At 61.2% G+C, this 18,658-nt stretch carries 15 protein-coding genes; 6 read left to right on the forward strand and 9 right to left on the reverse strand.

Translation table 11 applies throughout. The features are described from left to right. Positions 1 to 68: 68 nt before the first annotated feature. Positions 69 to 1,508, forward strand: coding sequence for a cardiolipin synthase (gene cls, locus APH41_RS00475; RefSeq protein ID WP_054916974.1), 1,440 nt, complete (start codon positions 69 to 71; stop codon positions 1,506 to 1,508). Positions 1,509 to 1,642: 134 nt separating this feature from the next. On the opposite strand, the gene cfaB is transcribed toward cls, so the two are convergent. From cfaB to APH41_RS00520, 9 genes are all read right to left on the reverse strand, one after another. Then, a complete protein-coding gene (cfaB, locus tag APH41_RS00480; RefSeq protein WP_014720571.1) occupies positions 1,643 to 2,827 on the reverse strand; it encodes a C17 cyclopropane fatty acid synthase CfaB in 1,185 nt (394 codons plus the stop codon). 87 nt (positions 2,828 to 2,914) lie between these two features. After that, positions 2,915 to 3,703, reverse strand: a complete 789-nt coding sequence (locus APH41_RS00485; RefSeq protein ID WP_054916975.1) for a DNA-binding domain-containing protein — start codon at positions 3,701 to 3,703, stop codon at positions 2,915 to 2,917. Further along, positions 3,694 to 4,539 (reverse strand): DUF692 domain-containing protein, encoded by an 846-nt coding sequence (locus tag APH41_RS00490; protein ID WP_054896094.1) that lies wholly within the window; start codon positions 4,537 to 4,539, stop codon positions 3,694 to 3,696. Before APH41_RS00490 ends, APH41_RS00485 begins: the two co-directional genes overlap by 10 nt. A gap of 67 nt (positions 4,540 to 4,606) precedes the next feature. Then, positions 4,607 to 4,858 (reverse strand): membrane protein, encoded by a 252-nt coding sequence (locus APH41_RS00495; protein ID WP_003195792.1) that lies wholly within the window; start codon positions 4,856 to 4,858, stop codon positions 4,607 to 4,609. 116 nt (positions 4,859 to 4,974) lie between these two features. Further along, positions 4,975 to 6,861 carry a cation-translocating P-type ATPase gene (locus APH41_RS00500; protein WP_054916976.1) on the reverse strand — a complete coding sequence of 629 codons (1,887 nt, stop codon included), beginning with the start codon at positions 6,859 to 6,861 and terminating at the stop codon, positions 4,975 to 4,977. Further along, complete coding sequence (gene hflK / locus APH41_RS00505; protein WP_003195796.1) at positions 6,858 to 7,892, reverse strand: protease modulator HflK; 1,035 nt, start codon at positions 7,890 to 7,892, stop codon at positions 6,858 to 6,860. The genes APH41_RS00500 and hflK (APH41_RS00505) overlap by 4 nt, the downstream gene beginning before the upstream one ends. After that, positions 7,889 to 8,890, reverse strand: coding sequence for a protease modulator HflC (hflC, locus tag APH41_RS00510; protein WP_161793234.1), 1,002 nt, complete (start codon positions 8,888 to 8,890; stop codon positions 7,889 to 7,891). Before hflC ends, hflK (APH41_RS00505) begins: the two co-directional genes overlap by 4 nt. Positions 8,891 to 8,899: 9 nt before the next feature. After that, a complete protein-coding gene (gene hflK / locus APH41_RS00515) occupies positions 8,900 to 10,825 on the reverse strand; it encodes a protease modulator HflK (RefSeq protein WP_054916995.1) in 1,926 nt (641 codons plus the stop codon). A 134-nt stretch (positions 10,826 to 10,959) separates the two neighbouring features. Further along, a complete protein-coding gene (locus tag APH41_RS00520) occupies positions 10,960 to 13,482 on the reverse strand; it encodes an RHS repeat-associated core domain-containing protein (RefSeq protein ID WP_052200009.1) in 2,523 nt (840 codons plus the stop codon). A gap of 431 nt (positions 13,483 to 13,913) precedes the next feature. Here APH41_RS00520 and APH41_RS00525 point away from each other — a divergent pair, with 431 nt between their 5' ends. From APH41_RS00525 to APH41_RS00545, 5 genes are read left to right on the forward strand one after another with little or no spacing between them, the layout of a single operon-like run. Then, the gene (locus APH41_RS00525; RefSeq protein ID WP_014720578.1) at positions 13,914 to 14,534 is read left to right on the forward strand and encodes a CDP-alcohol phosphatidyltransferase family protein; all 621 of its coding nucleotides are present in this window, start codon (positions 13,914 to 13,916) and stop codon (positions 14,532 to 14,534) included. A 10-nt stretch (positions 14,535 to 14,544) separates the two neighbouring features. Next, positions 14,545 to 16,293 carry a bifunctional alpha/beta hydrolase/class I SAM-dependent methyltransferase gene (locus APH41_RS00530; protein ID WP_054916978.1) on the forward strand — a complete coding sequence of 583 codons (1,749 nt, stop codon included), beginning with the start codon at positions 14,545 to 14,547 and terminating at the stop codon, positions 16,291 to 16,293. Positions 16,294 to 16,295: 2 nt separating this feature from the next. Continuing rightward, positions 16,296 to 17,594, forward strand: a complete 1,299-nt coding sequence (locus APH41_RS00535) for a phosphatase PAP2/dual specificity phosphatase family protein (RefSeq protein WP_054916980.1) — start codon at positions 16,296 to 16,298, stop codon at positions 17,592 to 17,594. Continuing rightward, complete coding sequence (locus APH41_RS00540; RefSeq protein ID WP_054916981.1) at positions 17,584 to 18,027, forward strand: hypothetical protein; 444 nt, start codon at positions 17,584 to 17,586, stop codon at positions 18,025 to 18,027. The genes APH41_RS00535 and APH41_RS00540 overlap by 11 nt, the downstream gene beginning before the upstream one ends. A gap of 9 nt (positions 18,028 to 18,036) precedes the next feature. After that, positions 18,037 to 18,657, forward strand: coding sequence for a 1-acyl-sn-glycerol-3-phosphate acyltransferase (locus APH41_RS00545; protein ID WP_034129175.1), 621 nt, complete (start codon positions 18,037 to 18,039; stop codon positions 18,655 to 18,657). Position 18,658: the final 1 nt, after the last annotated feature.

Here is an 18,658-nt window from a genome sequence, read left to right on the forward strand (position 1 = left end):
ATAAAATAGCGACATTCACAGCCGTTCATGGTCTGTTACGCACTGGACTGCCTGGAGTTACGTCGTTCATGGATTTCTTTGGCCCGCACCTGCTCGCCTACGTCATTGCCACGCTGCACTTTCTCGGAACGCTCGCCGCGATCCACGCAGTACTGACCGTGCGCACCGCCCAAGGCTCGATCGCCTGGGCGTTGTCACTGATGTTCATGCCCTACCTGACGCTGATCCCCTACCTGATTTTTGGCCGCAGCACCTTCGACGCGTACATCCAGGCCCGTCGCCAGGCCAACCAGGAAATGCACACGGCCATCACCGAGTTGAACTGGCGCCCGTGGGTAGAGGAAGCGCTCGCAGCGCGCAACTCCAGCGCCTACGCCTCCTTGCGCGCCATGCCCAAGCTGGGCCGCATGCCCTGCCTGGCCAACAACGAAGTGCGCCTGTTGATCAATGGCGATGCCACCTTCGGCGCGATCTTCGAGGCTATTCGTAACGCAAAGACCGCCGTGCTGTTCCAGTTTTTCATCATTCACGATGATGAACTGGGCCGCCAATTGCAGGCCCTGTTGAAGGAAAAAGCCGCTCAGGGCGTGGCCATTTACGTCCTGTACGACCGCATCGGCAGCCACGCCCTGCCCCATCGTTATGTGCAAGCGCTGCGTGACGCAGGCGTGCAGGTCAAGGCATTCGCCACCCGCAGTGGCTGGCTCAATCGCTTCCAGGTCAACTTCCGTAACCATCGCAAGATCGTCGTGGTGGACGGCATCACCGGTTTTGTCGGCGGGCATAACGTAGGCGATGAATACCTGGGTAAAAAACCGCCCCTGGCGCCATGGCGCGATACCCATGTGCAGGTCACAGGCCCGGTGGTGGCTTGCCTGCAGGAGTCGTTTGCCGAGGACTGGTTCTGGGCCGCACGGGAACTGCCGCCGCTGATCCTGCCGGATGCCTACCCGGAAGACGGCGTGCTCTGCCAGTTGCTCGCCAGTGGGCCAGCGGACCCTTATGAAACCTGCTCGCTGTTTTTCGTCGAGGCCATCCATGCGGCGACCGAGCGCGTGTGGATCACCAGCCCCTACTTCATCCCCGACGAGGCGGTGTTTGCCGCCCTGCGCCTGGCGGTATTGCGCGGAGTCGATGTGCGCCTGCTGCTGCCGTCACGGCCCGACCACCGCATCGTATATGCCGCATCCAGCCTATACGCCAACGAAGCGGTGCGAGCGGGCGTGCGGGTGTTTCGCTACACGCCGGGCTTTTTGCATCAAAAGGTGGTGTTGGTGGACAGCGAAATCAGCGCAATTGGCAGTGCCAACATGGACAACCGTTCGTTCCGGCTAAATTTTGAAGTGATGCTGCTGACGGTGGATGAAGCCTTCGCCAGCCAGGTTGAGCAGATGCTGCTGGACGACTTTGCCCTGGCCCATGAAGTCAGCCAGGAAGAAAGCCGCGAGACCCGTCGCCTGCAACAATTGGGGATGCGCATTGCGCGCTTGATCTCACCCATCCTCTAACCGCCAACACACAACCAATAATGTAGGAGCGAGCTTGCTCGCGAAAAACTCACAGGCGCCGCGTTCATTCAGCTAGTACGCGTTATCGTTGACGTTCTTCGCGAGCAAGCTCGCTCCTACGGTTTTGAGCGTGATCAGCGGTAGAGGTCTTCCCGCGTCCACGGCAGTTCATGCCCGCCATCAGCATGGGGTTTCACTGCCAGTATCTGGTGCAGATTGATCCAGCCTCGGGCAAACGCATAAGCGCAGCCAGCCAGGTACAGCCGCCAGATGCGTAGCGCCTGTTCCGGTACCATCTTCGCCGCTGCTTCCAGGTTGTCTTCCAGACGTTCGCTCCAATGGTCCAATGTGCGGGCGTAATGCATACGCAGGCTTTCGACATCGACCACTTCCAGCCCTGCTTCACTGATCTCGGCGGTCATCATGGCCAGGTGCGGCAGTTCGCCGTTAGGGAACACGTAGCGCTCGATAAACTCGCCGGCGCCACGGCCTACGGGGCGGCCATCGGTGTGCTTGGCGGTAATGCCATGGTTCATCACCAGGCCACCTTCACGCACTGCGCCGAACAGGGTCCGGCAGTACTGCGCCAGGTTGGCGTGGCCGACGTGTTCGAACATGCCCACGCTTACCACTTTGTCGAAACGGCCGTCCTGGGGCAGGTCGCGGTAGTCGAGTAATTGCAGGTCGACCTGGTCTTCCAGGCCTTCGGCTTTCACCCGCTCCTTGGCCAGCGCCAGTTGTTCCTTGCTCAAGGTGATGCCGAACACCTTGACCCCGAACTCCCGCGCGGCATAGCGCGCCAGCCCGCCCCAGCCGCAGCCCACATCCAGCAGATATTCACCCGGCTGCAGCCGCAACTTGCGGCACAGGTGGCGGAATTTGTCTTGTTGGGCCTGGTCGATCGACTCGCTGCCGGTTTCGAAATAACCGCAAGAGTAGGCCATGTCCTGGTCCAGCCATAGCTGGTAGAACTCGTTGGACAGGTCGTAATGGTAGGAAATGGCCGCGGCGTCGGTGGCCTTGTCGTGAATCGAGCGCACCGGACGACTCTCCTCGTCGTCATCGACCAAGGCGTGACTCAACTCGTCACATACCCTGATCACTTCGGTGATGGAGCCTTCCAGCTCCAGCTTGCCCTCGACGAAGGCTTCGCCCAGTGAGTCGAGCGTTGGATGGGTCAGCCTGGATACAACCGTGGGGTCCTTGACCACGATGGTGACGCTGGGCTCAGGGCCCAAGTTGAATTCATGGCCGTCCCAGAGTCGAAGACGCAGCGGTAGCTGAAGATTCTGTAAGGCCGGTGGAAGTTGCGCGAGCATGAGTAGTCCCCCCTTGTTTCAGACGTCTGCTGTGAGGGTAGACCATGCCAAACAAAGTAGGAAGCTATCGAATGAATAGCTCCCCTGCTATGGCGCTCGGCGCTCGAGCAAACCTTCCTGGACCCACTGTTTCAGCCAAGTGGCCGCTTGCAGCGACGCCCCCTCTGAATAAGTGACCGCCAGCTCAATACACAGTTCTGAAAAATTCCACCCCATGGTCACCATGCCCGACAGCGCACAGGCTTCAGCGGCTTCCAGGCTGCGGTAGTGGCAGCGGTTCTGGTTGCGCCACACCAGGCAGATTTGCGCCGGTTCCAGCGCCTGGCTGCCGGGAAAATCCGACTCATCCTTGCTGGCTCGCCAGATCGCCACCGTGTTGAAACGGCAAAGCAGCTGCTGCACCGAAGGCGCCAGCGCAACCTCCAAGGTGGGCCAGTCTTCAGGCGCCAAATGCGCCATGTCATTCAAGGTCAGCGGCTCCCCTTCGGCGGCGTCAAACGCCAAGGTGAACGCCCACTCCAGGCGTGCCAACTCAGCCAAAGGCGCACTTTGCGCAGCCATCAAATGCTCAACGATAAACATCGCAAAGCGCTCGCCCAACCAGCGCACGCTGTAATGGGCCGACGGATAACGGCGGATGTAGGCCTCGGTCAGTGAGCAAAACTGCTCATCTCCCAGCCAATACCAGATGGCACCGAAGTCATGGCGCAGCACCTCTTGCAGTCGCGACAGATAGGCGTTGTGGTAAATCGCCAGGCCGGTGTCCACATCCAACGTCGGCCCTCCCAGCAAGGTGGCGGCAAAGCCACTGCTGGCCGCGGGCGCTTCGGATAATAGATGCTGTTCAAACGCCAACTGCCAGTCGATCAGGCGCATAACGCTCTCCGGGCCAAGGCGCTGGCACCCAACTCACGGGCTTTGTTCAACTCGGTGAGCAACTCTTCGAAGGGCGGAAAATGGTCATCGCGTTCCAACAAAGTCGACACCGGGCCCAAATGCTCCAAAGTTTGCTGATACAGCGCCCACACCGGGTCGCACACTGGATGGTCATGGGTATCGACCACATAGTCGCCATAGTCCATATGCCCCGCCAAGTGTAGTTGGCGAATGCTTTCGGCTGGCAGGTTACGAATGAACGTCCAGGCATCAAAGCCATGGTTGCGTGCGCTGACGTAGACGTTGTTGACGTCCAGCAGCAACTGGCATCCGCTCAGGTGGGCCAAGGCGTTGAGGAACTCCCACTCGGTGAATTCATCCGCCTTGGAACGCACGTAGCTTGAGACATTTTCCAGCACCAGCGGGCGCTGCAACACGTCCTGCACCTGACGCACGCGGCCGGCCACGTGGTAGAGGCTTTCTTCGGTGTAAGGCAGGGGTAACAAATCATGTAACTGATGCGCGCTGCCGCGGCTCCAGCACAGGTGATCGGAAATCCACGCCGGCTGAATGCGCTCTGCGAGCTGTTTGATGTGGTTCAGGTAATCCGTATCGAGGGCATGTGGCCCGCCGATGGACAACGACACACCGTGCATCACCAAGGGGTAACGTTCGGCTATCGCATCCAGGTAGTACAAGGCCTTGCCGCCCTGCACCAGGTAATTCTCGGAGATCACTTCGAACCAATCCACGGCCGGCGACTGTTCTAGGATCTGGTGGTAGTACTCACTGCGTAAACCCAGGCCGTAACCCAGACTTGGAAGGGACGCGGACATGACTCACTCCAGGGCAAAGTGTCCGCAGCGGTAGCAGGCAGCCGCCGCGGTTGCACTTGTTTGCCGGTTACTCGCCGACTTTACCGCCAGCGGCGTCGCAGGCCGATTTGGTCATGGCCTTGAAGCCCATCCCTTTACACTCGCCCTGGCCCTTGCACGCGTGGTCCTTGGTTTTGCAGTCGTTCATACCTTTGCAGGAGGTCACGCCGTAGCAGTGAACGGTGGCGTCTGCCGCTTGTACCTGGGTGGCCACACCCGCGAACAGAGAAGCAGCGGCCATTGCGAGGGCGGCACCAGCAGCAGCGGATTTAATGCTCATTGTTGTATTCCTCATGATCAGTAGTGGAGCCGGTCCGAACGGATTGTTCAGTCTCGACACAGCACTAGAGTGAGGCCTCCTGTCGGCGTTACAGCCGTGAGCAAATATTTCTGAAATTATTCGTCGAGTTTCAACAGCGGCTCCTGGAAGCGCAGTAAACGCCCGGCGTTCCCCAATACCAGCAAGGTGCTGAGGTTATGCAGCACCGCCGCGATCATCGCGCCCGCCGCCCCCAGCCAGCCAAATGCGGCGAACACCACAATGGCCAGTGTCCAGCCCAAGCCAATGATCACATTGACCTGCAACGTCTGCCGACACTGGCGACTCAAGCGCACACAGGTGCCCAGGCGGCGCAAGTCGCTGCCGATCAACACCACGTCCGCCGAGGCCAGGGCGATGTCCGCACCGCCCGCGCCCATGGCCACGCCGACCACGCCGGCCTTGAGCGCCAGGGAGTCGTTGATGCCGTCGCCCACCACCATTGGCCTGAAACCACTGCTGATTTCGCCCAACACGCGGTTGAGCTTGTCTTCCGGCAGCGCTTGGGCTTCGACATCACTGATGCCCACGTCCAGCGCCAGGCTGTCGGCCACGCTTTGGCGGTCGCCGGTCAGCAGCAGTTGGCGGCCCAGGCCCAAGTCACGCAGCTCTTGCAGGGCCTGGCGCGCTTCGGGTTTGACGCTGTCGGCCAACAGCAGCCAGGCGAGGAACTCGCCGTTCAACGCCAGCCCGGCAATCGGGCCATCATGGGTGGGCACGGCGGTGGTGACGATGCCCAACTGTTCAAACAACTCCGGCCGTCCCAGCGCCGCTTCGCCCTGCTCGGTCTGGGCGACCACGCCCAGGCCCTGACGCTCGCGAATGTCGCTAAGCACCCGCATCTGCTCCTGGGTCGCCAACCCCGCCAACGCTCGGCTGACCGGATGACTGCTTGCCGAACCGAGGCTGGCCGCCAGGTTCAGCAGCATTTGGCGATCCGGCGCGCTTGTCTCGATGGACTGCAAGCGCAGGGTGCCAAAGGTCAGGGTTCCGGTCTTGTCGACCACCAGCGATGTCAGGTCGGCGAGTTCTTCCAGAAACGCCGAGCTGCGAATCAGGATGCCATGGCGCGCCGCCACGGCAATCCCGGCAATCGCCGTGGCCGGTGCCGACAACACCAAAGCACAGGGACACGCTGCCACGAGCACCGCGAGCATCGCCTGGGCGTCATTGGTGACAAACCAGGTGACGGCTGCCAGCAGCAACACCAGCACCATGTAGCTGCCGGCGTAACGCTCCAGCAGCCGGGTGATCGGCGGCTTGGAACGCTCGGCGTTCTGCATCAGCGCAATGACTTTGCCCAACGTCGATTCGTTGCCGGTACGCGTGACCTCAAGGCGCAGCAGGCCATCGAGGTTGATCGCCCCACCAAACACCTGCACGCCCACGCTGGCTTCCAACGGCACCGACTCGCCGGTGATCGGCGCCGTGTCCAGGCTCGCCTGGCCGGACAACACCACGCCATCGGCCGGCACGCGGTCACCGGCACGCACTTCGACGATATCGCCGGTGTTCAAGGTGCCGTTATCCACTTCGGTGATGCTGCCGTCCGCCTGCACCAGGCGGGCGTGGCTGCGGGTGAGTTTGCCCAGGGCATGGATCGCTTCCTGGGAGCCAATCACGCTGCGCTCTTCCAGCACATGGCCAAAGATCATGATGATCGGCAGCAACGCGGCGGTGAGCAGATCACCGGTGGCCCAGGCGCCGAGCATGGCCAGGGCGATCAATTGGTCGGTGATGCCGTGCAGGCTTGGAAAGCGCAGGCTGTACCAGGCTGAACGCATCACCGGCACCGCCACCAGCAGGGATGCCACGCCCAGCAGCAACTGGCTGACGCCGCTCTGGTCGGGCGCGAGCCAGCGCCACACCAGGCCCAGCACGAGCAAGCCCAGGGCGAGCATCGCCAAGGTCAATTGCCGGGCAGCGCTGCGCTGCTCGGCTGAGGTCAGCATGGGTGCGCTCATTGCTCGGCTCCCTGGATGATCAAACGGGAGTCGTCTTTGGGATCGACGGTGGTCACGGAACCGGCCTGGCCGAGAATTTTCGGCAAGCGTTCGCGGTACAGGCGCAACAGCAAACCGGGGTCTTTGACCTGGGCGAGGCTGGCAACGGTAGCGGTCTGCGCCTGGGCATTGGCCAAGCGCTCGCTGGCCTGGGCATGGGCGACTTGCACCTGGCGGTCAGCCTCCTGGTTGGCGGTCTGGGTGAGTTTTTCCGCTTCAGTGCGGGCGTTGGCCACGGCTTTATCAGCCTGCTGGCTGGCGGTCAGTACCGCGTTGAACGCATTCACCGCAGGCCCTGGCAGGCTCGATTGCACATCGACGCGGGTGGCTTCGATACCCAGCCCCAAGCCGCTGGCCGCCAACTCCGCCAGGCGTTTGTTGATGCCTTGCACCAGGTCGCCGCGCAGCCGCTCACGCCGTTCGGCGGCGCCATTGTCGCTGCCGATCAGTTCCGGGCGTGCTACCAGGATGGTGTCCAGATCCCGCGCTGCGGTGAGGGCCACGGCGCTGCGTGTCACCAACCGATCCAGGGCCGGCAGCACGTGGTCGCCCTGCAACACAAAGGCGTAGGGTTCGGTCACCTTGTAGAACACCCGCACGTCCAACTGCACCACCCCGGCATCGCCGGTCAGCAGGTAGCCGGAGCCGGCCAGGGCATCGCTCAAGGGGGTGGCGAAACTGGCCACGCGATCGGCCTGCAGCGCCGCATCGGAACGCAGCAGGTTTTCCACCCGCCGTTCGATCACCCGGTCGGCCGCTGGCAGCAGGACGACTTGTTCGAAAGGCTGCGGCCAAGCCAGCAACAATCCGGCGTTCTGAATGCGATCGAGGGCGCCAAAATGCAGGACCACGGCGCGATTCTGCGGGTCGATCTGGCGCACATTGGAAAAGGCCCAGGCCAACGCCGCCAATACGGTGACCGCGTACAGTGCCAGGAACGTCAGGCGCCCGGCCTGGATCCACGGGCTGTCCGGGCTTTCAGGCTCGCTCATGGCTGCAGGTCCTTCGGCCCATCCACCAGGGCGCGAAACGGCGCGGCGTCGGTGCGCAGGATGATCTTGGTCCCCGGCGTGACCACCGTGCCCAAGGTATCCAGCGAACGCAGCAGGTTGTACAGCTGCGGATTGCCAGCGTAGGCGCGGCCATAAATCTGCGCGGCTTCAACCCGCGACTGCGCTTCGATGTCGGCGGCTTTCACAGTGGCATCGGCCTGCATGATGCGCGCATCACGCTCGGCAGCGGAGCGGATCTGCGCCGCTTCGCGCTTGCCCACGGCGGTGCGTTCGGTGGCGATGGTTTCACGCTCGGCGCGCATGCGGTCAACCGTGGCGGTGAGGGTCACCGACGGCAACGTCAAGCGCTCGATACCGACCTGCGCCACGCGCACACCATAGGTGGTGAGCAATTGTTGATCAATCTGCTGGCGCAACTGCGCTTCAAAATCGGCAATGCGCACTTGGCTGGCGTCGGTATTGATCAAGCTGGAGAGGTCAAAACTGGCCGCCGTGGTTTCCAACGCCGAGCCGACGAAGGTACGAATCTGCCGCGCCGCCTCATCCGGCTGGTTCTGCACCGCACGCATAAAACGCTGCACGTTGTCGGCATCGCCCTGCACCTGCCACGCCACATAGGCCTGCACAATAATCCGCAAGCCATCGCGGGTGCCCACATCCTGCAAGCCGCTGGACGTGGTGCGCAGGCGCAGGTCCACCGGGATCGCTGCTTCGAACGGTGCCGGCCAGCGCCAGCCCAGGCCCGGCTCCAGCAGCACGCGCGCAGGGTTGCCGAAGCGGGTAATCACCGTGGCCTCGCCGGAACGCACTTGCACCAGGCTCGCCGCTGCCACGGCAAACAGCACCAGCAACACCGCCCACGCCATGCGCCGCCAGGGAAAAGGCCCGGTCGCCTGCTCATCGCCGTGATGGTGATGGTGGTGGCCGTGATGGTGGTGATGACCGTGATCATGATCGTGGGAATGAGCGCTCAACAGACGAACTCCTTATTGAACGGCTTTGCGCGGCGCCGACGGGTCGGCGGGCAAGGTAAAAGAACGTAGATCGATCGTCGGCGCACTGTCGGCACCCAAACGATGATCCAGAATAAGCAGCTTGGCCTGAGCCAGGCCCTGGCTCAGTTGGCCCAGGTACTGTTCCAGCACGAAGGCTTGGCCCGCAGCGGCGTAGGCTTTTTGTTCGGCGGCAAAGCGCAGGTTCGCTGCTTGGGCGCCGGCATTCACTTCGCGGGCACTGGCCTGGGCCTGATCGCGGGCGGTACTGGCTTGAAGCAGCGCCTGGTTGGTCTGTTCGCTGGCGGCACCGCGTTCACGGGCGATCAGCGCCTGGGCGCCAATCTGGGCGGCTTGCACACCGTGATAAGCGTTGGCGGCCCCGGCCGGCGGATGGATCGCCTCGACCACCGTGGCGAGGATTTCCACACCGCTGTCGAGGGTTTGCAGGTCGTCTTGCACGCTGCGACCAATCTCGTCGGCGAGGCTGGTGCGCTCCTCCCCGAGTAGTTCATCCAGGGTGCGCGAGGCAAAATCGTGCACCAGGATGCGGCTGGCGGTGCTGCGGATCAGGGTCGGGATATCCGCGCTGTTGTAGGTGGCGGCAAGCGCGGCCTGATCGGTGAGGCCGATGCGGTAGACAAAGCGCACGTCCATATTGACTATCTGGAAGCCCTGCTTGTCGCCGCTGCTGCTGGCAATAACCTGGGATTTGTCATTCACATGGCTGGCGTCCCACAGGCGGTTGGCGATCAACGGCGCCGGGCCTTCGGCTGCGGCCAACTGCGGTGTGGCGGCGTCACTGACGCTGGTCGCCAGCTCATGCACCACGCCGTTTTCCACGTTCAGTACGCGGCCCAACGGCCACGGCAAACCCGCATGCAGCCCGGGGCCGAACACCTCAACCGGTTTACCAAAACGCTCATAAATCCCACGGCCTTGCAGGGGCACTTCATGCACACCGGTCAGCGCCCAACCTACCCCCAGCACCACCAGCAGCACCGGGACAAACGCTCGGCGCATGTAGGTAAAGGCCCAGATCTGGCGCAGGTCGATGCCAAAGCGGTTGTGCAATTCATGCTGCAACGCCAGCAACGGCTGCGGCGGCCAACGCAGCAGGCCGGCAATGAAACTCTGCGCCATCAAGCGCGGTTCGAGGCGCGGCTGGCGCGGGCTGAACAGCGAGAGCACGCCCCGGAGCAGGAACTCCAGCGCCACCAGCGCCGGCAACAGGCCGACGAGTGTCGCCAGGCGCAGCGGCCACACCGACTCCGCATTGGCAAACAGCAGGCAGATCGCGCTGAGCACCAGGCAGATAATTGCCATCCGGCTCAACTGCGCCAGCTGCGAGGCTTCCGGCCATTGGGCGGCAGTTTCCTGGGCCAGGCGGCGTTCGAATACCAGCAGGCCAAACGCCAGGGCCAATGCGAGCGCTGCGCCAATACTTGCCGACTGCCCGATGGCGGCAGCGGGCAAGCCCAGGTTCCAGAACTGCAGGATGCTGACCAGCGCCAGCAACGACCAGCCGCTCAACCACAGCACCGGTGCGCCAATCTGCGCCAACAGGCCGTTGCCGAACCGGTTGATCAGGCCCTTATGCCAGGGTGTGGGCTCGATGGATTGTTCGACCGCTTCACCGCGCGGCACTTCCAGCGCCTGGGCACGCCAATCAGCCACCCACCAGGCCGACTGCAAGCCGGCCACCAGCAGCAGCAAGGCCGACGCGCAGTTGATCAAAACCACCGGCCAGATCGACACGGGTGCAAACAACGCTACGAACAGCGCCAATATCCAACCACTGAGGGCCAGGGTTGTCAGGCCGATACCGGCCTGGCGCAATCGACGGGCGTGGAACAGCCCCTGCTGAAAACGCGCGAGGCCTTCAACCGAAGCCCCATCAGCCTCTAGATCCACTTGCATCTGCTCAACGCCCATTTGCACACAATTCGTTACGATATAACACGAAGCGTGAAATTTTTGTTCTCAACCCCGTTCGCACATTTAGGTCGAGGAGCACTCGCAAAATATCCGTCGGCTGTCCGGCCTTCACAGAGTTACCTCAGGGCACGTCGGGCACTGCTACCTTGAATGACTCTACGCATGTTTCGCCAAACACGATGGGCAACCCGTGAGACAGGGTTGCGCGCCGCACGGCGCAAGTCTCGCTCTACTGCTCGAGTCAAAGCCTCCAGGGACGGGCTCCTAACCATCGGAGCGGGTTCGAGAACAGGCTGAGGCTCGACATGAACCTCTATGATGTCAACGTCCGCCCCCAGTTGATAATCGTAAACTTCCTGTCGCGTGATACCCGTAGCACGCAGGCCGAAAGCAGTCATGATTCTCTGAGTTGAACGGCCATTGCCCTCACTGGCCAAAAACCGCTCCAGCATGCCTTCCTGCTGCTGCGTAGCAAGCAGAGCCTCATTGTTTTGAACGTTCCAGCGCACAATGGCTTGCGGTAAAACACCGTAAAAATTGTTATGCCTTGAAATCATTTCATACTGATGCCAGGTAACGTCGGTAGCATTGGGCCCCTCTACTGGCGCACGGTAGTTTTCCATCAAGCGCCAGCGGCCGGGCAAGAATTCGTTTCTGAACCGATACCTGCCTGGGATTGAAGCAGACGTGTAAGTAGACTCAACGCGGTGCTCGCCATACATACGGTGAGTCATGCTCCTCTCCACGGCGTCCCGGCGCTCGGCGGCGACGTGAGCATCCACGTCACGACGCCGGAATGTCTCTGGATTCTGTCGATAAGCCGGAACATGGGCACTGGAGGAATTATCCGAATAGTCGTCGGCGACTTCCGGAGCCCTGCCATCGTGGTCTCGATACCGGAGCGGATTATTTCGGACCATTCGATACAGATTCAGCCCATCGATTTCGCCCGAGGGATCCGGGTTGATCCAGCGCATCAGCCATGGCGCATAGTAACGCGAACCGTAATAGTACAATCCGGTCGCATCCCGCTCTTGGCCTGAATAACGGATGGTCTTGCCATTAACATGAGTCTGACTTCTGGCCGCCCACCACGCCGTACCACCGAAGGGGTAATACCCCTCATGACTGATCACGTCACCATATTCATCGAGTTCCAACGCAACGCTGCCCAGATGGTCATCAACGTTGTAGCGCCACTGTGGGACAGGTAGTCTCTTGCGACCGTTCGCTCGCCAGTTTAACCGTCGAACTTGACTGCGCCCTAACGCCACGCTGATGACATGCAGGACTTCTCCCGTCGCCGTATCGCTGTGTATCTCCAAACCCGGCAGATACATGACCTGGGCCACATGCTCAACAGACTTTGCCTGCCACACTCGTACCTTGCGTCCACGCTGCCCAGTGCCATGGTAGAAATACCGTTCGTTATCCGCAGGCCCCGCCTTGCGCAGCACCTGGGTGACTTGGTGCAATTGATTACGGGCGTCCCATGTCATCCTCTGCGCGCCGTCCAACATCAACAAATTGCCGTTTGCATCAAACCCATTGGCTAAATCCGGTGGATTCATCTCATCGGCCATGTACATGCTTCGATTACTACGCTCGGCTGTCTTCATCATGCGCAAGGGTTCGCTGCCATGCTTGAGCGTGATTAGATTTCCGCCGAGGTCATAGGTGTAAACCTGCGTGTAGTTACGCAACCGACTCGCGTCACCTCCTCCTGGTAGTACAACACCGGGCAGGCCAGGCTGAATGCCGGCCAGGACGCTTTCCCGTCCGGTGGCCTCAATCAAATGGTAAAGCGTGTCGTAGCGATAAGTGCTAACGGGGACAATTCGTTGAGAATCAAACCATTGGGTTGGTTGTGCCCGGTCCTCCAAGCATTGCAGGTTACCCACGGGGTCCCACTGATAATGTAGGTCCTGGAGTACTTTATCCTGCCGGATTGTGTTCAGTCTTAATAGTCGCCCACTGCGGGCGTCGTAGCCGGGCCGGGAAATGACACCATTACCCGCCAGCTGGGATTCGACTTGACCACAAGCGTTATAGCGGACCGCGCTGAGCAGCAATTGCTCCGGTTTTCCATCCTCAGTCAGACTGGATTGAACCAGTTCACCCGCCACGTTGTAGCAATGGCTCTGCACATTCGCCAACGCATCGGTTTGGCGGAGCAACTGATTCAACGCATCGTGATGCCATTGCGTGAGATACCGCATTGCCGCGCCTTGGTGATCTGTCTCCAATAACGCGTCGCGCTCATCCAAAGACTCAGGCCAATCCGCGGGTACCAATGCCTTGAGAAACTGTTGAGTCTGGCCTGCAACGTGCCCCAGCAAACCGTAATCGACAAAAACCTGGCTGCCGACCCCATCGTCATGCCGAACCAGCCGACCGCAACGATTGCCCATTTCAGTCGATGATCCGTACGTCAGCCGCTCGACGAAGGTCTGGAGAGTGGTCGCTGACTCTTCGCTCACACTAACCTGACGTATTTGGGAGTCATAGCACACCCGCCGGACAGTACCCCGCCCATCCCAACTATGCAGCGTTTGAGCTGCGTCGCCCACAAGGTTGACACGCCAGCCCGCATCTACGCTTTCAACACGCAACAGCTGGCCCGACAGACTATGGGTCATAACTTGGTTGGGCTCCCCTGTTTCACCACCCGTTGCCCACAATCGCGTGTCCCATTGTGCATGCACTCGACCAAGGACATCGCGCGAATACCTTTCGGTACGTGCCTGCAGTGCCTCGTCTAATGTCTGTCGGTGATACGCAACGACCGCTACTTGCAACCTACGCGCGTCTGTCACCCTCAGAGTCGGTGTCTGTCGGTGCAAAGTCGAAGACATTTGCGACCCTCTGCGTGTGTAGAGATGTAACTATAGACACGAACTCGATCACCTGCTGTTGAGGCCCCATAGGACGCTCCCACAAGCGGTGATTGATTATGCTCAAGAGCGTGACTAATCCCCTATAAACACGAGCCATCACTGGTGTCGGCTGCGATTAGTCGGCACACTTCAGACAGTTTTTCGCGGGTTCACGGACAAGGAAGCGCCCCCCCATGATTTCCATCTACCAACTCAAGCCGCGTTTTCAAAACCTGCTGCGGCCTCTCGTGCAGCGCCTTTATGACAACGGCACCACCGCCAACCAGATCACCGTGCTGGCCGGGGTTGTTTCCCTGCTGGTGGGGCTGTTGATCGCGGGCTTTGCCCAACACCTCTGGCTGTTTGCACTGATCCCGCTGTGGATGATTGTGCGCATGGCGCTCAATGCCATCGATGGCATGCTGGCCCGGGAATTCGGCCAACAGTCGCGCCTCGGTGCTTACCTCAATGAATTGTGCGATGTGATCGCCGACAGTGCGCTGATCCTGCCCTTTGCATTGATCCCCGATGTGAGCCTGGCGCCGGTGCTGCTGGTGACGCTGCTTGCGGTATTCAGCGAATACGCCGGAGTGCTGGGGCCGATGGTGGGCGCGTCGCGCCGTTATGACGGGCCCATGGGCAAGAGTGATCGGGCGTTCGTGCTCGGGGTGCTGGCCACGGGCGTGGCGCTGGGCTGGCTCGGCGCCGGTTGGGTGGAGGCGGTGATGTGGCTGGTCGCCGCCCTGCTCGCCTATACCTTGGTCAACCGGGTGCGTCAGGGCCTCAAAGAACAACAATCTCTCCCTTCTGCATAAGGATTTTGCGATGCGCGAACAGCAACAGCACACCTTCAGTACCCATGATGGCGTCGAGCTTTTCTATCGGCACTGGCCGGCCACGGCAGGTGTCGGGCCGCGCAAGGCGATCCTGTTGTTCCATCGCGGCCATGAGCACTCGGGGCGTATTGCCCACCTGGTGGATGAACTGGGCCTGCCTGAATTCGACTTCTTCGCCTGGGACGCCCGTGGCCACGGCCAATCCCCAGGCGAGCGCGGCGACAGCCCCAGCTTTGCCACCAGCGCCCGCGATGTGCAGACTTTCTGTGACCACATCAATGCCACCTACGGCATCGAGGAGGAAGGCATCGCCGTCATCGCCCAAAGCGTCGGCGCGGTGATCGCGGCCACCTGGGTTCATGATTACGCGCCAAAAATCCGCGCCCTGGTGCTCGCCTCGCCAGCCTTCAAGGTCAAGCTGTACGTGCCCTTCGCCCGCCCCGGCCTGGCACTGATGCGCAAGTTTCGTGGCAACTTTTTCGTCAACAGCTACGTCAAGGCCAAGTTCCTCAGCCATGACCCCGAACGCGTGGCGTCCTACGACAGCGATCCACTGATCACCAAGGCCATTTCGGTGAATGTGCTGCTGGGCCTTTACGAAGCGGCCGACCGGGTTGTCGCCGACGCCCAGGCGATCCAGGTGCCCACCCAACTGCTTATTTCGGGCTCCGACTTTGTGGTGCACCGTAAACCCCAGCAGCAGTTCTTCGACCGCCTCGGCAGCCTTAAAAAAGAGCTGCATATCCTCCCCGGCTTTTTTCACGACACCCTCGGCGAACGTGATCGCGCCGTGGCTGTGAGCAGCGCCAAGCGCTTTATCTTGCAGAACTTCGCCCACCCGCTGGACCGCGCTTCTTTACTGGATGCAGACAAACTTGGCGCCACGTGCGCCGAATCCGAATCCCTCGCCGCGCCGTTGCCACGCAATTCACTGCGCGACCTGTACTGGCGCATGACCCGCGCCAGCATGGGCTTGGGCAAGAACCTGTCGGATGGGGTGAAGCTGGGCTTCGACACCGGCTTCGATTCCGGGAGCACCCTGGACTACGTGTATCGCAATAAGCCTACCGGCAAGGGCGGGCTGGGGCGGATGATCGATACCAACTACCTCAATTCCATCGGCTGGCGTGGTATTCGCCAGCGCAAGCTGAATGTCGAAGAGCTGCTGCGCCTGGCCATGGCCAAGCTGCGTGATGATCACCGCGAAGTCCGTATCGTCGATATCGCCGCCGGCCACGGCCGTTACATTCTTGAAGCCTTGCAGGGCGTCTCGCCGTTGCCGGAGTCGATCCTGCTGCGCGACTACAGCGATATCAATGTGCGCGACGGTGGCGCGCTGATTCGCGAAAAGGGTTTGGGGGACATCGCCCAGTTCGTCAAAGGCGACGCGTTCGACCGCGCCGACCTGGCCGCCCTCGACCCCAAGCCGTCCCTGGCCGTGGTGTCTGGCCTGTACGAATTGTTCGCCGATAACGCCATGGTCGGCGGTTCACTGGCGGGCCTGGCCGAAGCCGTGGAGCCAGGTGGTTACCTGGTCTACACCGGCCAACCTTGGCACCCGCAGTTGGAGCTGATTGCCCGTGCGCTTACCAGCCACCGTCAGGGTCAGGCTTGGGTGATGCGCCGGCGCAGCCAGGCGGAAATGGACCAACTCGTCGAAGCAGCGGGCTTTCGCAAGATCACCCAGCGCGTGGATGAGTGGGGCATTTTCACCGTGTCCCTGGCACAGAAGATCTGAACATGCGCGAAACCGGTTTATTGAAACCTGCAATGCTTTGGCTGCTGCTGTTGGCACCGCTGTTTTTCAGCACCTACGGCTTCGCCACCTGGGTCACCAGCCAGCGCAGCGACGTCGGCACCCTGGTGTTCGGCTGGGAAACACACATGCCGTTCTGGGCATGGACCATCGTGCCCTACTGGTCCATCGACCTGCTTTACGGCTTCTCGTTGCTGCTACCCAACACGCGTCATGAGCTCAAACAGCATGCGCTGCGCCTGCTGAGTGCGCAGGTGATAGCCGTGAGTTGCTTCCTGATCTGGCCACTGCGCTTCACGTTTGAGCGGCCGGAACTGGACGGTGTGTTCGGTTGGTTGTTTGCGGTGCTGGCCGGTTTTGACAAGCCCTTCAACCAGGCGCCTTCGCTGCATATCGCGCTGCTGGTGATCCTGTGGGTGATGTACCAACGGCATACTCAAGGATTCTGGCGTTGGGTGGTGCACGGCTGGTTCGCGCTAATCGGGGTTTCGGTGCTGACCACTTATCAACATCACTTTATCGACTTACCCACAGGCGCCCTCGCGGGGTGGTTGTGCGTGTGGTTATGGCCGATGGAGCACCCGAGCCCCTTACTGAATGCACGGCTGACGCGGGATAACCAACGATGGCGGCTAGGGATACGCTATGGGCTGGGCGCAGTGATACTGACAGTGCTGGCCTGCGTATGCGGTGGCGCTTGGCTGTGGCTGCTATGGCCTGCGGTTTCTCTGGGGTTGATCACGGCCAACTACCTCGTACTCGGCGCGTCGGGCTTTCAAAAACGTGAGGATGGCCACCTTACGCCTGCGGCACGCTGGTTATATGCACCTTATCTGGCGGGCGCCTGGATCAATTCGCGGCTGTGGACGCGCAAACATCCTCAGGCCGATCCGATTGTGGATAACGTCTGGCTCGGGCGTATTCCTGCCACCCGCGAGCTGGGTTCATTCAAGGCCATTGTCGACTTATGCGCCGAACTGCCGATTAATCCACAAGGCCGTGCTTACGCCTGCGTGCCCGTGTTGGACCTGATCGCCCCAACCCACGACGAATGCTTGAAAGCGGCCCACACCATTGAACGCCTGCAAGCGAGCGGCCCCCTGTTGGTGTGCTGTGCCCTAGGTTACTCACGCAGCGCCACCGCCGTCGCCGCCTGGCTGTTGAACACGGGGCGAGCCACCACGGTTGAGCAAGCGCTGGCTATTATTCGTACAGCGCGGGCCGATGTGGTCCTGCACCCCGAACACCGTCAAGCATTGGAGGGTTTGCCAAATGCCTGCTGATATGGAACTCCAGATTGTCGCCAGCCTCTTGCGCCGTGGCCGATCACTGGACCAGTTATCCACAGGACTGACGCTGCTCGGCGTGCTGTTCGGCCTCGCCCAGCTGCTGTTGGCCAGCATTTCCACCATTTGTCTGCTGTTGGCCCTGTGGATGATCGTGCTGGGCCTGCTGCAAAAGTATTGGGCGCTGCGGGTGGCCTTTGACGCCGACCTGTTCGCCCTGCTCGCTCGCGACACCACCCGCACGCCAGACCTGGACCAGGCCCTGCAAACCCTTGGCCTGCAATCGCCCAAGCGAGCCGGTCGGCCATGGACTGAACGCCGTCGCGGCGCCCTCAAACTGCTGCGTAAACAAGCCTGGCTGCTGGGCGCGCAAGCGCTGTTGACCCTGGGCGTCATTCTCGCCAGCCCTTGGCTACCTTTCGCCGGATAAGGAATTCCCATGTTCGAACCCGTGGTCGCCACGCTGATTACTTCCATGGCCCGCACCGTCACTGGCGCCCGCAGCCTGTGGCTGGGGTGCGCGCCGGTCCCGGTGCAGCGGATCTACTTCGCCAACCACAGCAGCCACGGCGACTTCGTCCTGGTGTGGGCATCACTGCCGCAGAACCTGCGCAAATTCACACGCCCGGTGGCTGGCAGTGATTACTGGAACAAGAGTGCGCTGCGCCGCTACATCATCAATCGAGTGTTCAATGGCGTGCTGATCGACCGTGAGCGCAAGGACCCTGTGGACAACCCATTGCAGCCCATGCTTGCGGCGTTGGAGGGCGGCGATTCGCTGATCATTTTTCCCGAAGGCACGCGCAATCTGGAGGATGGCTTGCTGCCGTTCAAAAGCGGTTTGTACCACCTGGCAAAGAGTTACCCACAGGCCGAGCTGGTCCCGGTGTGGATAGCCAACCTGAACCGGGTTATGCCCAAGGGCCGCGTATTGCCACTGCCCTTGTTATGCACCACCAGCTTCGGTGCCCCCCTGCAACTGGAAGAAGGCGAAGACAAAGCCGACTTCCTTGCCCGCAGCCGCGACGCCCTGCTCGCCCTTGCCCCGGAGCATTCCTGAG

It is taken from the genome of Pseudomonas sp. NBRC 111138, from assembly GCF_001320835.1.
Classification (GTDB): Bacteria; Pseudomonadota; Gammaproteobacteria; order Pseudomonadales; family Pseudomonadaceae; genus Aquipseudomonas; species Aquipseudomonas paracarnis.

Coding starts and splice junctions, on each gene's coding strand:
- APH41_RS00530 (WP_054916978.1), top strand. CDS start 14,545: ATGCGCGAACAGCAACAGCACACCTTCAGTACCCATGATGGCGTCGAG.
- APH41_RS00540 (WP_054916981.1), top strand. CDS start 17,584: ATGCCTGCTGATATGGAACTCCAGATTGTCGCCAGCCTCTTGCGCCGT.
- hflK (WP_003195796.1), bottom strand. CDS start 7,892: ATGAGCGAGCCTGAAAGCCCGGACAGCCCGTGGATCCAGGCCGGGCGC.
- APH41_RS00490 (WP_054896094.1), bottom strand. CDS start 4,539: ATGTCCGCGTCCCTTCCAAGTCTGGGTTACGGCCTGGGTTTACGCAGT.
- APH41_RS00520 (WP_052200009.1), bottom strand. CDS start 13,482: ATGACCCATAGTCTGTCGGGCCAGCTGTTGCGTGTTGAAAGCGTAGAT.
- APH41_RS00495 (WP_003195792.1), bottom strand. CDS start 4,858: ATGAGCATTAAATCCGCTGCTGCTGGTGCCGCCCTCGCAATGGCCGCT.
- cls (WP_054916974.1), top strand. CDS start 69: ATGGATTTCTTTGGCCCGCACCTGCTCGCCTACGTCATTGCCACGCTG.
- APH41_RS00545 (WP_034129175.1), top strand. CDS start 18,037: ATGTTCGAACCCGTGGTCGCCACGCTGATTACTTCCATGGCCCGCACC.
- APH41_RS00525 (WP_014720578.1), top strand. CDS start 13,914: ATGATTTCCATCTACCAACTCAAGCCGCGTTTTCAAAACCTGCTGCGG.
- APH41_RS00485 (WP_054916975.1), bottom strand. CDS start 3,703: ATGCGCCTGATCGACTGGCAGTTGGCGTTTGAACAGCATCTATTATCC.
- cfaB (WP_014720571.1), bottom strand. CDS start 2,827: ATGCTCGCGCAACTTCCACCGGCCTTACAGAATCTTCAGCTACCGCTG.
- hflK (WP_054916995.1), bottom strand. CDS start 10,825: ATGCAAGTGGATCTAGAGGCTGATGGGGCTTCGGTTGAAGGCCTCGCG.
- APH41_RS00500 (WP_054916976.1), bottom strand. CDS start 6,861: ATGAGCGCACCCATGCTGACCTCAGCCGAGCAGCGCAGCGCTGCCCGG.
- APH41_RS00535 (WP_054916980.1), top strand. CDS start 16,296: ATGCGCGAAACCGGTTTATTGAAACCTGCAATGCTTTGGCTGCTGCTG.